General features: G+C 58.6%; 10 protein-coding genes. 6 read left to right on the top strand and 4 right to left on the bottom strand.

The window, feature by feature from the left end; all coding sequences use genetic code 11:
- The first annotated feature begins 314 nt into the window (after positions 1-314).
- Both AB9K34_RS07760 and AB9K34_RS07755 read left to right on the top strand, forming a co-directional pair.
- The gene (locus AB9K34_RS07760; RefSeq protein WP_369953850.1) at positions 315-1,382 is read left to right on the top strand and encodes a DUF563 domain-containing protein; all 1,068 of its coding nucleotides are present in this window, start codon (positions 315-317) and stop codon (positions 1,380-1,382) included.
- Between the two features lie 65 nt (positions 1,383-1,447).
- Positions 1,448-3,019: a hypothetical protein gene (locus AB9K34_RS07755; RefSeq protein ID WP_369953849.1), complete on the top strand. Its 1,572-nt coding sequence runs from the start codon at positions 1,448-1,450 to the stop codon at positions 3,017-3,019.
- 445 nt (positions 3,020-3,464) lie between these two features.
- Here AB9K34_RS07755 and AB9K34_RS07750 read toward each other — a convergent pair whose 3' ends face one another.
- The 4 genes from AB9K34_RS07750 to AB9K34_RS07735 form a co-directional block, all read right to left on the bottom strand.
- On the bottom strand, positions 3,465-4,562 hold the full coding sequence (locus AB9K34_RS07750; RefSeq protein ID WP_369953848.1) for a helix-turn-helix domain-containing protein: 1,098 nt from the start codon (positions 4,560-4,562) through the stop codon (positions 3,465-3,467).
- A 227-nt stretch (positions 4,563-4,789) separates the two neighbouring features.
- On the bottom strand, positions 4,790-5,716 hold the full coding sequence (repB, locus tag AB9K34_RS07745; RefSeq protein ID WP_369953847.1) for a plasmid partitioning protein RepB: 927 nt from the start codon (positions 5,714-5,716) through the stop codon (positions 4,790-4,792).
- Positions 5,706-6,908 (bottom strand): plasmid partitioning protein RepA, encoded by a 1,203-nt coding sequence (repA, locus tag AB9K34_RS07740; RefSeq protein ID WP_369953846.1) that lies wholly within the window; start codon positions 6,906-6,908, stop codon positions 5,706-5,708. The genes repB and repA overlap by 11 nt, the downstream gene beginning before the upstream one ends.
- Positions 6,909-7,714: 806 nt before the next feature.
- Entirely contained in the window at positions 7,715-8,497 is a 783-nt protein-coding gene (locus AB9K34_RS07735; protein WP_369953845.1) for a helix-turn-helix domain-containing protein, read from the bottom strand.
- A gap of 131 nt (positions 8,498-8,628) precedes the next feature.
- Here AB9K34_RS07735 and AB9K34_RS07730 point away from each other — a divergent pair, with 131 nt between their 5' ends.
- From AB9K34_RS07730 to AB9K34_RS07715, 4 genes are all read left to right on the top strand, one after another.
- The gene (locus tag AB9K34_RS07730) at positions 8,629-10,491 is read left to right on the top strand and encodes a TRAP transporter permease (protein ID WP_369953844.1); all 1,863 of its coding nucleotides are present in this window, start codon (positions 8,629-8,631) and stop codon (positions 10,489-10,491) included.
- 22 nt (positions 10,492-10,513) lie between these two features.
- Positions 10,514-11,545: a TAXI family TRAP transporter solute-binding subunit gene (locus AB9K34_RS07725; protein ID WP_369953843.1), complete on the top strand. Its 1,032-nt coding sequence runs from the start codon at positions 10,514-10,516 to the stop codon at positions 11,543-11,545.
- Positions 11,546-11,600: 55 nt separating this feature from the next.
- Positions 11,601-13,244 carry an alkaline phosphatase family protein gene (locus AB9K34_RS07720; RefSeq protein WP_369953842.1) on the top strand — a complete coding sequence of 548 codons (1,644 nt, stop codon included), beginning with the start codon at positions 11,601-11,603 and terminating at the stop codon, positions 13,242-13,244.
- Positions 13,245-13,627: 383 nt separating this feature from the next.
- On the top strand, positions 13,628-15,886 hold the full coding sequence (locus tag AB9K34_RS07715) for a TonB-dependent hemoglobin/transferrin/lactoferrin family receptor (protein ID WP_369953841.1): 2,259 nt from the start codon (positions 13,628-13,630) through the stop codon (positions 15,884-15,886).
- The last annotated feature ends 3 nt before the right edge of the window (positions 15,887-15,889 follow it).

The following is a 15,889-nucleotide window of genomic DNA, read 5'->3' as shown; positions in this document are numbered from 1 at the left end:
TCTTCTCACACGCCGACACCCAATACCCACGGTGCGATATCAAAAGCATCACCAAAAACCCAAAACAGACACAAATCCACTGCCTTCTCTAGTTTCATCAAACAATCTCCGCAACAACTCCAATAAAAATAACAGGGATATAAATACAACTCTCGATTGTCGTCCGCCTGCGGGGGGCGGCACATGCGGCGGTGCACGTCGTGACCGGGCAGGCCCGCCGTTTCCAAGTTGCCAGAACCGAAATGACCATATAGGAATTTATCATTATTGATTTTATTCCATTTCTGATTTTGCAATGCCTGGACCGCGATTTTATGGAAATTCAGCCCGGCCGCGGCTTTAGCGCCAAACCCCTTGCCCAGCTCGCCTGCAAATATCTCGGGCTTGATCAGGACAGTTCAGAGGCGGCCGCCGAAACGCGCGTGATCTGCCCGCAGCAGGATCTGCATGTCGATCCGGCATTTCATCTGGACGGTCAGTTCGAGCGTGCCGTGGCCGTCGCGGACCACACGTCGTTCGCGCTCGAAAAAAAGCGGGTTGCCGGTGGGATCAACACGCATGAACCCACCATCGCCTACCGGATCGACAATGCCTTGTTCTGCGGCGGCCGGTTATTCACACACCGTTTTCAGAATATCCAGGGCCCGCGCAAAAACCGCAAACTGATCGCGAAAGTGTCCGGAGAACTGGATACCGCCGCGCTGCCGCTTTCCTATTTCGCCACGCTTTATTTCGGGCACATGGTTTTTGACGGAGGCGCCACGGCCCTGATGGCCAGAGATGTCGCGGAAGCCTGCTTTGACAGCGAGGTCGCCCTGAACATTTCCGATCACGTCAAGCGGTATTGGGAACTGTTCGGGCTGACTTATACGCCGGTTGGAAATGTCCGCATCCGCCACGCCTGGATCTTCGAGGATCGCGGCCTGAACAGTCACAAGATCGGACGATTGCGTGAACTGGGCACGCGGGTCCGTTCGATCCCGGGCATCCGCAGCGGTCATGGCGTGTTTTTTCGCCGGCGGGGATGGGGCACACGCCGCGCCCCCGGAAACGAGGCCGAACTTGAAGCATTTTTTGCCAAGCGAAACTATGAGATCATCGATCCGGGACAGATGAGCGTTGACGACATCGTCTCTGCGACACGCGGTGCCGAGGTTCTGGTCGGCGTCGAGGGCAGCGGCATGACGCATGGCATGCTCGCCATGGACCCGGGCACGACCGTCGTGATGCTTCTGCCGCCCTGGCGGTTCAACATCATGATGAAGGACTATGCCGACGGGCTGGGCCTGCGTTTCGGGTTTGTCGTCGGTCAACGCCGGCAGGGCGACTACTGGATTGATCCGGAAGAAATCCTGCGCACAATCGATCTGGCCCGGAGATGACAGGTGGCCGGATCGCATGAAACCACGACTCGGCCCTATCACAGCCCGATCAGGGATCGGGACAGATGAAAGGTATATCCAAACAGATGCGTACCCTTCCCGATCTCATCATCGCCATTCTCTGTGCCGCGATCCTCAGCCTGTTCACCTGGATCGTGTTGTCCCCGAGCGTCGGTTTTGACGACGCCAACATCACACAGAACTATGCTCAGAATATCGCAAACGGTCTTGGATACGTCTATTACGCAGGCGGTGAACGCGTCGAGGGATCGACCTCGGCACTCTGGACGGCGCTCAACACGCTTGGCTTCCTGATCACCGATACGCCTGAAACGCTGTTTGCCGCGGTCGGGTTCGCCTGCACGGTCGGCATGATCTGGTTCACCATTTCGATTGCAAGGGCGTTTCTGGACATGGCCGGATTGACCGAGCGTTTTGCGGCCTTGCCCGTCGCCGCGATCATGGCGTGCTTTCCCGCAGCTTTCGGCTGGACGGTCTGGAGCCTGATGGAAACCGGTCTCTGGTGTTTTCTGACGGCCGGGTTCCTCTGGGCCTCCATCCGCCTCATACGGTCGCGCAGCCTGCAGGTGCCGGTTTCCGGCGGCGTGCTCCTGACCGTGCTTGCGGTTCTGATGGTGCTCACGCGACCCGAAGCCATCGTGCTTGTCTCGGGGATGCTGCTGGTCCTGTTGCTGATCGACCGATACCTGCCCGGCGCACATGAGACCGGCCTTGTCCTGCGTGCGGCACTCCTCTCGGTGGCGGCCTTCGCGGCGCTGACGCTCGCACGGCTCGTCTATTTCGGCGTTCCCCACCCCAACACCTACTATGCCAAGGTGTCGACCGACCGCCTGTCCGAGATCAAGGCAGGCGCGCGTTATACTCTCGATTACGTCAGTGAACCTGACACTTTTGTGCTGCTGCTGTTGGCCGCGCTCGGGCTCATCGCGATTTCGCGCCTGGGTGGCGCAGCGGACCGTCGCGGGCTTGTGTCGGTGGTGATCTTTGCCTTGCTCGTGGCGCTCGGAACGGTTGCGGTTTACACGCTGCTTGGCGGCGATCACTTCGGGTCGCATCGCTACTACCTGATTTTCCTGGTGTTGCTTGTGCCGGGGGCGGTGCTCGGCGTCGTCTGGCTTGCCATGCGATACCCCCCTGCCCTGCCGTTCCTCGCGCTGCTATGCGGAGCCGCGCTGATCGCGCAATGGCTGACCTTTGCTGCGGACAAGGGCGATTACGAAATCGAATTTCGGTTGGCAGAGGACTCCCGCGCCATTGGCAGCATATTGAACCGGCACGACAATAGCGCCTCCGTCGCGGTATATATCGCTGGCGGCATTGCGATGACCTACGATGGACCGATCTATGACATGCTGGGTCTGAACTGGTCAGACATGGCCCATACAGATCGTGGTCGCCGGGGAAGCTATGGCGCTTTCTCCAAGCCGGTATTCTATCAGGCCGCCCCTACCCTCGTGAACCCGCAGCGCGACAATTGCGTCGCGGATTGGGCCGACAACCCCCATGTCAACGAAACCTTTGATAACCTGTTTCTCGAAGCCCGTTTTCGCGAGCTTTACGCACTCGATTGCGTCGACGGCGTGTCCCTTTTCCGCAAGATCGATCGGACCGAGTGAAACCTCGCGCATGGTGTTTCCGGGCCCACTCCAGTTATTGGTTGCGAATGTAACTATCTATTCTTTTAGTTTCTGAAAGCAGGACAACGAAACTTGTGATGTCTGGCAACTCGTTTCTTATACCCAACATCACGCAGACGTCGCAATCGCCCTGCCCTTTTAAGGGTTGCTGATACCTGATCGCTCTTGATGACAAGTGCACAGCTGCGACGCTGAGATGATAAATTAACATGTCTTGTAAGACCAGAACGTCGCGAATATTTTAGGCGATTTTTTTGCATCGTGTTATCTGTCGCTCGTTTTGGTTGGCTGCTCTGCATCCAGGTGTGATGAGCCTGCTTTCGGCTGGTGCTATTTGAGGGTTCAAACATGACCAGATGCGATGCTGCCCCATTCGGGATCATGAAATCGCCAATCGGTATCCATTTCTTATCTCTACTGCTCACTATGATCTGCAAAGTTGGCCATGGCCAACTTGGTGGACAAGACTCAGCTTTTGGAAGTATCCGTCTGGGTCGACAATATCGGATGCATTTCTCACCATCTGTTCCTGAATCGCTAGCGCTGGCCAGATTCCCTTCTCTGCCAGGCAACGGGTTAGTGAATCCTGCGTGATGCCAAGCATCCTTCCGAGCTGATACGCGATACTTTGCAGAACATGATTGCTTCTCGGTAATTCAGGGAAAAACTCTCTGATGTGACTCAATGAATGCCAGCGATCCAAATTGGTTGTCAGGCAGGGATTATGTGTATCTGTTTTTTCTGGTTCTTTGTGCCGGACGTTTTGTCCGTCAGCGGCGGTCAGGTTTTCGGTTTGGTTCTCGTCAGGCGACGCTTCCGGCGTGGCGGATTTGAGTATCTCGGCGAGCCTCTGGGCGATCGTGTTGGCCTCGGCCAACGTGGTTGCAACCCGGCGCAAGACGTTGCGTATGTTTTCGACAAATGCCTGCGTTGCGTCGTCAAGAGACAACTCCAGACACTGTGCCCGCAACTTTGATATTCTGGCTTTCAGCCCGCGCATTGCGACGGCGTTCTCATCGGCGTGCTGCGCACGCCTGATAATGTCGTCTGCTTGGGACAGAAGGGGGGTCAGATTGATACCAAACGCGCCAATCAATTTGCCGCCCTGATGAATGGGAAACCGCTTGCCGTTTGCGCTATCGTTCCGATGGACAAGGCCGCAATTCTCTAGCTTCTCAAGGTGCCGCCGCAGTTGCCGTTCGGTGATCCCCTTGGCCCGAAAACAAAGCGTATTGTTGCTGGCGAACACAGTGAGCAACATCGTGGGGGAAATCGGTCGTTCTTTTCCGCTTTTCGGATCCTTGCAGGGCAGGCAGCTCAGAAGCACATCCAGAACAAGAACCGATGCGGGGCGAAGTCCGAGATCGCGGCCGATCTTGTTGACCGCGGCCATGAGATCACGCCGACGAACGGGCTTGAACCAGGGTTGGCCGGCGATGCTTCCCATATCGGAAAACCATGGCGTTTGGGCACAGCAGTCCTGTGCCGCGGTATCAGGTACCGTGACATTTTGATCTCTCATCACATTTCAGACGACAAAATCGTACCGGTCACCGAAATCGGTGTTGCAGTGATTCGAATTTAGGGGTACCAATAAGGTGCTAGAAAATCGGGACCCTCTGGAGTGCTTCACCGCCTTCGGGGGGTTTCTTTTTTGTCCTTGGTCTGCTCCTTGTTTTTGTTTCTGCCTGTACGTGGGTGTTGGCCATGGCCAACGTTAATGAAATCAATGGGTTATGCTGTTCTTTGTCATGTTTCCCGTTGTTTCCATTCTTGGTAGAGCTTTTCCAGATTCGCTTCCACGAACTCCAGAAAGCCCTGTTCCTTTTTCTCTGACACCTCGACAACAAGCCGTTTGCCCCGTGCGGTAAAGGCGACGGGTGTTCCGTTGAGTTTTGACAGCGGGGCAGGGGAGGGGGCGGGGTCGGGCGCGGCCTGTCTGGCTTCGGTCGATTGCAATGCCCCAACGGTCGCGTTGAGTTTTTCTGCCGGAGTGCCTTTGGCGGGGACCAGCGACAGGATCTCTTTGGCACCGGTTGCCTTGATCAGACGGCGCAGCTCCAACCACGGCCGACGGCCCGCGTCATGCGCCGCTCCGATCGCAAAGATGACGTCATTGGGAACGTCCCGGGCAACGCCGATCAGCTTGCTCAGGGTGCCCTTGTCGACCGCGAGGACTTCTCCGATTTCGACACGATTGAAGCCCTGCTCTTCCAGACGCGTGGCAAAAATGGCCTGCTCGATGAAGCTGCGTTCCAGGCGCGCCGAGTTCTCCAAGGCCTGGGATACCAGTGCCTCGCGCTGGTCCATTTCCTTGATATAGGCTTTGACCTTGATCCCGAGCACCCGGCATGCTGCAATGCGGCGACGGCCATAGACCACCTCGTATCGTGGACCCGAACCACGACGGTATCGGAGCAGGGCAGGGAGCTGCTGCCCCGAAGCCCGGATGGACTCGATGAGATCTTCGAGGCCGTCTTCAACCTTGAACCGGTCCGCGATCTCGGAATCCGCGATTTCGCTGACCTCCACCTCCTGTGCCGCCTGGGCCGAGACCTGCGACAGGACATCGGACATGCTCTTGAGTGACCGGGGCGCGTCCTCTTGCGCTTTGGCAGGCTCCGCAGCCTTGGAACCCATCTGGGCCAGACTCTTGCTGAGAAGATCACGTTTCATCGTCGCCTCCCCGGCCCCAGGCGGATTGAATCATCAGCTCGATGTCATTGGAAAAGCCGATCGCAGACTCAAGAGCACGCTCATAGGTCTTGCGGTTTTTCGAACCGATCAGATCGACCTCGAAAATCGTCTTTTGTGACAAACCCGCTTCGCTTACCGCCGAAGACTTCACAAATGGTGTCCTGACCACACTGTCACCCAGCAACTGGCGGATCCATTCGGCCAAATCCTGCTGGGTGCTGATCGCCGTGTCAAATCGGGTCAGCAGGTAGGCGAAGTTGTCATACGCGCCGATTCCGCCATTGGTGTGCAGGACTTCGAGGATCCCCGACGCCATCGTCAGGAACTGACTGGCCGAGGCCAGGTCGACTCGCTCCGGGATAATTGTCATCAACAGTGACGTCGAGGCGCACACAGCCGCCATTGTCAGGTAACCGAGCTGCGGCGGGCAGTCGATCAACACGATGTCGTAATCGTCTTCGACCTGACGCAACGAATCGCGAATTCGGTTGAAGAAGACCGGTTGCTCTCCACGGCTGAGCGCGGTGGGAGTCTCTGTCTCGAATTCCGACAGCATGATCCCGCCGGGAACAAGATCGAGATTGGGAAAATAGGTTTTCCTCAGGATGTCGGTGATCGGCTGGCGAGAGCTATCGCCGTCATTGTACCGGATCGCGTCATAGAGCGTCCCGCCCTTGCGGAAATCGATTTCGGGCTGATAGCCGAAAAACGTCGTCAAGGATGCCTGTGGATCCGCATCCACAAGGCACACGCGATATCCGCGCAGGGCCAGCCGCATGCCCAGGGTAACGGTGGTCGTGGTTTTGCTCGACCCGCCCTTGAAATTGACGGTGGACCAGATCTGCAACTTGTCACCGGGCCGGCGGCCGGGCAGGAACTGGTCGGGGTCCTTGGCGTTGCGTGCAAGGATGTGCCGGATTTCCTGAATGTTCTCGGCGGTATACAGTCGCTTGTTTCCCGGCCCCTGATTGACCTCGGGTATTCTGCCGTCAAAATGCGCCTTGCGCAGGTAGCCATCGCTGACCCGAAGCAATTCGCCGACCTCGGCAGTGGTAAAGCTGCGCAAGGTCTTTTCCTCCTTGGGGGCAAGGAAGAGTTTTGACATGTGTTCAAGCGCCTCGGACAGCCGGTCGGCATCCGATTGTAGCTTGTCATGCAGCACAGGGTGCATAATGGTCTGCCCGTATTATATCGCCTTTTCTGCGTTCCCGGTCGATCTTGGACGTCGTTTTGGTCAAGGAACGCGGTCGGCGAATTTTCTTATGTTTCGCGTTACAGGTATGCCGCTTGCCTCGTTGAAACTCAAGGAAAATGTTTACCAAGCTGTGGCGTTACCAGGGACATCATGGTGCCGGGTGACGTAGCGGCACGGGACCGGACGCTTGATCGGCTGTGTAAGATCATGATATTTATGGATATAGTTATTTTCCGGTTGTCCACAGGGTTACCCACAGGCTGCTTCTGCAATCTGCGGCTGTCGACGGGGTGTAACGCAAGAACCAGCCTTCGCGCACAGGACGCGTCTTTGTTGCGACCGATTTGATTCTTCGAAAGTGGCATGTCTCGTCGCCGCCTGTGCCCATCACGTCCGCCTTACCGTTACTATGTCGGTTATTCGGGGCAGGGGGCTTGCACCAGGTGAAAGACACGGCCACGCTCAACTTTGTTGGCGACATGGTCGAGAGCGATGGGGCTCTTGCGCGGTTCAGTGTGAGAGAAGGTTTGACGTCAGGCAGAATTATCGCGACAAACGCGCTGTGGCTGATCGACGTGCATTGCGAGAATTATCGGACATTGCGCATGCATGCGGGGTGCGGCGGTTAAGGCCATCCAGAAGCAGGAAAAGCGCCGTAGTGGAGAAGCCCCTGATCCCGAGATTTCGATTCGCCGCTCCCCGATGCTACCCCAAATGCGCTGCTGATACATCGCGGGGAAAACCGATTTTCTGACTATGTGACACCAACTGGCAATTCCTGCTCAGGAGATGCGGACATAGTCTTGTCCGACCGTGTGCGCCGTGGCCTGAAGGATCTTGAGATGATCCCTGACGACATCCTGAACAGACCGGTCGCTTGCGTTCCAGACGAGGTTGATCGCGCCGAGCGGGTCCGGGCCTGCCATGAGTGGAACCGCGATTGCCGAGGGGAGCGCACCATAATCCACCGCGCGTCCCCAATGGCCCGGAACTCGGGTCGCATAGCCGTTCTCCTTGATGAACTTCAATATCGAGGGCAGCTTCGGAACGGCGGCTGCGTCCTCTCGCGGCAATCGTTTCAACAGGTCGCGCAATGCATCGGCGAATGCCTGTTTCGACAGAGACGAAAGATGCGCTGCCCCGAGTGCGGACAGGATCGGCGAGGGGCGAAATCCGACGGTATCGGGATAGACGCCGTGTTTCTTGAAAGCGCGGGTCGTGTCTATGATCTCGGTCCGGCCGCTCCCGATCGCGACAGCGAGATCAACCGCCAATCCGGTGTGTTCGGACAGGAATACGATTTCTTTTTTTGCGACAGAGACCAGTCGGTCGGTGAGATCGGGCATCTTGCCGAGAGACGGAAAGGCTGAGCCGAGTTGATACCAGCCATCGCTGCCCCTGCGCGACAGCCAGCGGCGTTTTTCGAGTGTTGCGCATATGCGCAGCAGCGTCGGTTTGGAAAGCCCTGTGCGCGATGCAAGACAGGCAAGCGAACTGGGGCCGGACATATGAATGACCTCGAGCACCGAAAGCCCGCGTTCAATGGATCGGTTGAGTTTCGTCATGATTTCCGTTTCACCTGGTGTAACGCAACGTCGACAAATTTGCACCGCCAGTCAAGTATCACGCCCGCGTGTTCCGTGTGGGTCCGGACCAACCTCACGGATACAGCCGGAACACGAAAGGGAGGAAAAACGTGTCAGAACCCAAAAGGTCAGCGTATCTGGAAGCCGCGATACTCGCGCTTTCGGCGATCATCATCGGTGTCGTGTTCTACGTCTCGCTTTTCGGCGTTTTTTCTGATTCCTACCTTCGCGTCGGAATGTTGTTTGTCGCGGGGTTGCTGCTCATTCTGACCAGCCTCGGAATGAACAGGGGGCTGCTGGATCGCGCGGTTCTGCTTGCAACGGCGATTGCGTTGTCGCTCGCGGTCTATCAGTATTTTCGCGCCGCCGGAGAGATCGAGACGGGGCTCTACTTTCTGACGTCGACAGACATCTGGATGGGCTTTCTCGGGCTCATCGCGGTTCTTGAAATGACCCGGCGTTCGGTTGGTCTGGTGATGGCGCTGGTGGCGGGTATCCTGCTGCTCTATGGCGCATTGGGACATCTGGCGCCCGGTTTTCTCAGACATGCGGGCATCTCCACGGAAGAGCTGATGACCGTGCTGTGGTATTCATTCGACGGCGTTTTCGGTCGCCCGATGGCCACGGTCGTTTCGACCATCCTGATCTTCATCGTGTTCGGCGCATTGCTGGAACTGCTCGCGATCGACCGGGTTCTTGTCCGGCTTGCACTGGCGGCAACCGGACGCATGCGCTCGGGTCCGGCGGCGGCGGCGACGGTTGCAAGCGGGCTGTTCGGCACCATTTCGGGGAGCGCGGTCGCCAATGTCGTCGGCACCGGCGTCATCACCATTCCGCTGATCAAGAGGCGCGGATTCTCGCCCTGCTTTGCCGGCGCGGTGGAATCCGCCGCGTCCAGCGGTGGCCAGATCACGCCGCCGATCATGGGGGCCGTGGCCTTTATCATGGCAGATATCACGGGCCAGTCCTATCTGACCATCTGCGCGGCGGCTGCCGTGCCTGCGCTGCTCTACTACGCCGGCCTGTTCGTCGCGATTTCCAGCGCGGCAAGAAATATGGAACTCGTCGAAGAAGCGCGCCCCGATATCACGTTCAACTGGCGCGAACTGACGCAGATGGGCATCTTCGTGCTTGCCCTCGCGGGTATCGTGGTGACGATGGTTGGCGGCTCTTCCCCGGCCTATGCCGGTTTTGTCGGTGTCGCGCTGGCGGCGATACTGGGCTTTGCCATTCGCCCCGATTTGCTGACCGATGGCAAGGCGTGGCTGAAATTCCTGCGCTCGGCTGGCGTGATCTCGGCGCAGCTGGTGGTGATCGTCGGCGCCGTCGGGATCGTGATCGGTGTCCTGAACCTGACCGGTGTCGGGCTGCGCTTTGCGACGTTGCTATCGCGTCTGGCAGACGATCAACTGATCGTGTCGCTGCTCCTCATGGCCGTGGCCTGCCTGCTGCTGGGTATGGGAATGCCGACGGTGCCGGCCTATCTCATCATCGTGCTGGTGATGGGCTCGTCGCTTCAGAAGCTGGGCGTTCCGATCATTCACACCCACATGTTCGTGCTCTATTTTGGCGTTCTGTCCGCGATCACGCCGCCCGTGGCGCTGGCCGCGTTTGCAGCCGCTCCGATTGCCGGCTCGGGGCCGATGGCCACGGCGCTGGAAGCGTCGCGGCTCGCGCTGCCGGGGTTCGTTATCCCGTTTGCGTTCATCTACCAGCCGGCGTTGCTTCTTGGAACGGGGTTCGGCCTTGGCGAGTCGGCACAAGCGATCCTGTTCGTTCTGCTCGCCACGATCCTGATATCGCGAGCCTGCTATCCGCGCCGGGGCAGGGCCTATATGGTGCCGGTTGGGCTCGGACTGGCTGCGGCGCTCATCTTTTTCGGACCGACAGTTTCATGGATCGCCACCGCCGCCGCTGTCGGCCTGATGGTCTATGACCGGCTGGAATTCACCAACAAACCCCAGATGACATGAAGTCAAGGAGGAGACCTCACCCATGAATGCCACCAAACTCAGCCGCCGTTCCATACTGGCGGGCACTGCCGCTGCCGCGACCCTTGGCATGCTGCCGCGCGCCGCGCTGGCCAAGGAACTGTTGCGCATGTCCACGCTGGGTCCGGGCACCAGCCCGAATCTCGTGATGACGACCTTTGCCAACATCATCAATCGTGAGCTCCCGGATTACGAGATACAGGTCAACGCCACCGGTGCCGCCACCCGTCATGTGCTCGAAGTGGCGATGGGCAAGACCGCATTCTGCATGTCCTCGCCCGCGATCCACGCCTTGATGACCAATCAGAAAGCCATGTACGAAAAGATCGATCAGGCGCCGGAACTGGTCAAGAAGCTTCGCACCGTTCTGAACTTTCCGATGGGTGTCTACCATATCGCTGTCTACGAGTCCTCGGGCATCACCACGCTGGATCAGGTCAAGGGCAAGCGCGTCTTTCTCGGACCTCCGGGCGGGGCGGCCTATGCCACAATGGCCGGCCTGTTCAAACAGGTTGCCGGACTCGAGGCGGGCACCGACTTCGAGGCGGTCAAGCTTGGCTGGGATGCCGCGGCGGCGGCATTCCAGGACGGCAATCTCGACGTCTATTGCAACCCCACCAATGCGCCCAGCCCGGTGCTGACCCAGATCGCCGTGACCAACGCGATCCGCTTTCTCGGCATCCCGCAAGAGCAGCTTGAAACCGAGGCGGTCAAGGCGCTGGCGGCCCGTCCGGGTTTCGGTTTTGGCACGTTGCCTGCGGGCACCTATGGCGACAACCAGGTGAATGAGAGCGACACCACGACACTGCGGGTGACCGTGGGGATCGTCACCAATGAAACCGCCGACGAAACGATGATCTATGAGATGACAAAGACCTTCTATGACGGTGTGGCCGAGATGCGCGACGGAGCGCCCTGGTTGCAGGCTATCACCCCCGAAGCGGCGGTGGCAGACCTGAACCTGCCACTTCATCCGGGCGCGTTGCGGGCGCTCGAAGAGCTTGGCGTGGAAATCCCGGACGCCGGCCGTTTATAACCCGTCCCCGGCCGGGGCCTGATTGTCCCGGCCAACACTTCAGGTGGTTCATCCAATGCCCAAGAACGTTCTCTTCATCATGTGCGACCAGCTTCGCTGGGATTACCTGTCCTGTACCGGACATCCGCATCTGCATACGCCGAATATCGACCGCCTCGCCGAACGTGGCGTCCTGTTCGATCGCGCCTATGTCCAGTCGCCGATCTGTGGCCCGTCGCGGATGTCTTTCTATACCGGGCGATATGTCAGCTCTCATGGCTCCACCTGGAACGGGATCCCGCTCAAGGTCGGAGAAATGACCCTGGGCGATCATCTGCGGCGCATTGGCGTGCGGACCGCCCTCTGCGGCAAGACCCACATGACGGCGGATGTCGAGGGTATGAAGCGCCTCGGCCTGGCGCCTGACAGCGAAATCGGGGCACTGGTCTCCGAATGCGGGTTCGAACCTTTCGAGCGCGAAGACGGGCTCCACCCCGACGGGCCGCGCTACCCGCGCAACCAGGCTTATGACACCTTCATGAAACAGCACGGCTGGCCGGACGAGAACCCGTGGAACAGCGTTGCCAACAGCGCCGAGGACGAGGATGGCAACATCCTCAGCGGCTGGTTCATGGAAAATGCCGACAAGCCCGCCCGCGCCGCAGACGAAGAGAGCGAAACACCCTATATCACCGGCCGCGCGATGGATTTCATCCGCGAGGCCGGCGACACGCCCTGGTGCCTGCATCTGAGTTTCATCAAGCCGCACTGGCCCTATATCGTTCCGGCACCCTATCATGACATGTATGGTCCCGAGACGCATCTGGACCCGGTGCGCAGCGAGGACGAGCTTGCCGACCCGCACCCCGTCTATGGCGCTTTCATGCAGGAACGGGTCAGCCGGGCATTTTGCGATGCCACTGCCCGGACCCGCGTATTGACGGCCTATATGGGATTGATCAAGCAGATCGACGACCAGATGGGCCGGTTGATGACATTTCTGGACGAACAGGGCCTGACCGATGAAACGATGATCGTTTTCACCTCGGACCACGGAGATTATCTCGGTGATCACTGGATGGGCGAAAAGGAACTGTTTCACGATGCGTCGTCGCGTATTCCCCTCATCATTGTGGATCCGTCTTCCGCAGCGGATGCCACGCGCGGGCTGAAATCCCACGCGCTGGTCGAGGCAATCGATCTCGCACCGACATTCCTGGATTATTTCGGCGGCGACCCGGTACCGCATATCCTCGAGGGGAAATCGCTGCTGCCGATCCTGCACGGGCAGGTCGACAGCCTGCGCGACTTTGTCATTTCCGAATATGATTATTCCATGCGCGATGTCCGGCGGCGGCTTGGCGTGCAGGTCAAGGACGCCAGGCTGACGATGCTGTTCGACGGGCGCTGGAAATTCATCCTTGCCGAAGGATTCCGCCCGATGCTTTTCGACCTGCAGAACGACCCCGACGAATTGGCCGATCTGGGGAACGATCCGGCCCGGTCGGACGAGATCGCCCGGCTGGAAAGATTGTTGTTCGACTGGGCGCGGCGAACGTCGCAGCGCACGACCCGGTCGGACGCGTGGATCGCCGCGCGTGACACGATACGCGGAGAGGCACGGTCCGGCATCCTGATCGGGTATCGAAACGAAGCTGAGCTGCACGAAGTCCTAGGCGCAGCGCAGGCCGACGACACGAAAGATGGCAATACATCCTGATCGCGGCTGACGCTGTAACGACCTTCTGAACCCGGACACAAACCGTGGACGGGCGTGATTTGACGCGATCCGGCATGACGATATGCAAGCGTGCGGAAACCAAGAGCCGTTCTGATCGATGGCGATCAACAAAGCGCGCCGCTCGGTTCATCGACCAAGGCGGCAGCCGCCACAAAACCGACCTGTCTTCCGTTCTGCCAAGCGGTAGTGTCCAGTTCCAATTCAAAGCTAAACTTCAAGCGGTTCAACGGGATTAAACGACAGGCTTGCATACCTGACTAAAATAGTTATGTATCACGCCCTGAACGTAATTGCATCGTTCATGACGTCGCGAGCCTCTCGAGCGCCAGCCAACTTCCGCAAATTCAGCTTTGAGAGACCTCATGTCGAAACCCTCTTGGATGCGCCTGTTTCTGTGCGCAACAACCGCCCTGGTGCCATTTTCCTCTTTCCCGGCAAGCGCGCAGGAGGATGAGAACGTAGCGTTCACACTCGATCCGATCATCGTGAAAGGCAACCGCGAAGAAAGCACGGTTCTCGACGTTCCGGCCAATATCACCGTCATCGAAGGCGAGGAGATCAAGGAACGCGGCATTACGGATTTCGGCGAGTTGACGCGTACGATCCCCGGCGTGACCGCAGGTCGGCAGACGACATCGGCCGATCCCTTCAGCACATTCGGCGGCATCAATATTCGTGGCGTGGGCGGCAATCGGGTGCAATTGCAGGTGGACGGCTCTCGGGTTGCGGAAAGCATCATCGACGGGACGCGCGACTATGTAGACATGAATTTCGTCAAGCAGGTCGAGGTCTTTCGCGGTCCGGCATCGGTCCTTTGGGGGTCTGATGCGCTTGGCGGGGTGGTCGCGTTCGAGACGATCGATCCCGAGGACATCCTCGAGGGTCGCGATCAGGGTCTGGAGGGCCGGCTCGCCTACGATTCGTTTGACTCGGGCGCGTCGATGTCATTCAGCTATGCGCAGCGGTTCTCGCCGACGGTCGAGGTTCTGTTGAGTCTTGCCCATGACGAGGCAAGCGAACCGACCCTGTCCAATGCCGAGGCAGACGGGGGCATCTATGGATGTCCGCGCAATCTGGACTGGGGCGCGACGCCCTGCAACGAATTCGACCCGACCGACACATCCATTGACCGCCTGCTGGCCAAGATGGTCTGGACCCCGGACACCCGGCACCGGTTCGAGTTTACCGCCGATGTGATGCAACGTGAAACCAGCGTTCAGCAGAATTATCTCCTTGGCCCGCAATATTCATCCTTCACGGGTCTGCCGACGGGCGAGATCATTACCAGCAAGAACAGGCTGCTTGATCTGACGCGGGAACGCTACGCGATCGAACACACCTGGACGCCCGATTCCGGTTTTGTCGAGTCCGTCCGGACCGTGCTGGCCTACTCGCCCTATGGCTATGACCGCTCTGGCACCGAATTGTCCCGGTCGCCGGCGGGCGACGACATTCGGACGCAGGATTACCTGAGCTATCAGGAAGATTTCATCGAACTCGATGTGCAGGCTTACTCGACCTTCACGACGGGCCAGACAGAACACAATGTCATCTATGGTTTTGACGGCGATCTTGCCTCGACCGAATATTCCCGCCGCGATGTCGAAACCAACCTGACGACAGGCGTAACAGACGAATCCCGTGCAGGTGGCTTCAACTTTTCCGATTCCGAAACGCGACGGGCCGACCTGTTCCTGCAGGACCGGATCGTGTTTGGCGACGGCCGGTTCGAGCTTACCCCGGGCTTGCGCTATGCGACCTACAAGATCACGCCAAATCCCAACGCCGATTATCAATATGTTCCCGGACTTGAACCCCGCGTGCGAGAAGACAGCAAACTGCTCAAGAGTCTCGGGGCGATCTATCGGTTTAACGACACCTATTCGGTCTGGGGAAAATACGGCGAAGGGTTCAAGATGCCGACGGCGCAGCAGCTTTACACATCGCTGCCCGGTACGTTCTTCGATCTGATCCCGGCACCAAATCTCGAACCGGAGGAAGTGGAAAGCTATGAGATCGGCCTGCGCGGGGAATATGACAGCGGGTTCTTCGCGGTCAACGCGTTCCGGGCGGATTATTCCAACTTCATCCAGAGCTTTTACAACATACCGGGCACAGGGCAGTACACCTACAGAAACCTGTCAACTGTCGATGTCTGGGGGATCGAGGCCGAGGCAGCCTGGGCGTTCTCGGATGATCTGGGTGTGACATTTGCCGCGTCGTGGCAGAAGGGCACCCAACAGGTCTCTCCCGAGTCCGACGAAACGCCTCACACGCTCCCGCCGCTGACCGCCGTCATCAGCCTGCGTCAGGATATTCCGCAATATGATCTGACGCTCGAAGCGGTCGCAACGCTTGCCTCGGCCGTGACGGACACCGCGGACCCGGATGATTTCAAACCGGCCGGTTACGGGCTTCTGGATCTTTACGCAAGTTGGGAGATCGTCCCCAACGGGGTGCTGAACTTTGGTATCCAGAATGTTTTTGACAAGCGGTACTTTACCGCGAACGCGGCCACCTATTCGCAATCCGCATCGGCGGCGGTCGCACGGTCCAATCCAATCGAACTTCAGACCGGGCCGGGTCGTACCTTTACCGTTTCCTTCGACATGGCATTCTGACTC

The sequence above is a fragment of the Sedimentitalea sp. XS_ASV28 genome (assembly GCF_041224545.1).
In the GTDB taxonomy this organism is placed as follows: Bacteria; Pseudomonadota; Alphaproteobacteria; order Rhodobacterales; family Rhodobacteraceae; genus Sedimentitalea.
Note: the sequence above shows the minus strand (reverse complement) of the source record. Positions and strands in the feature narration are given on the sequence as shown.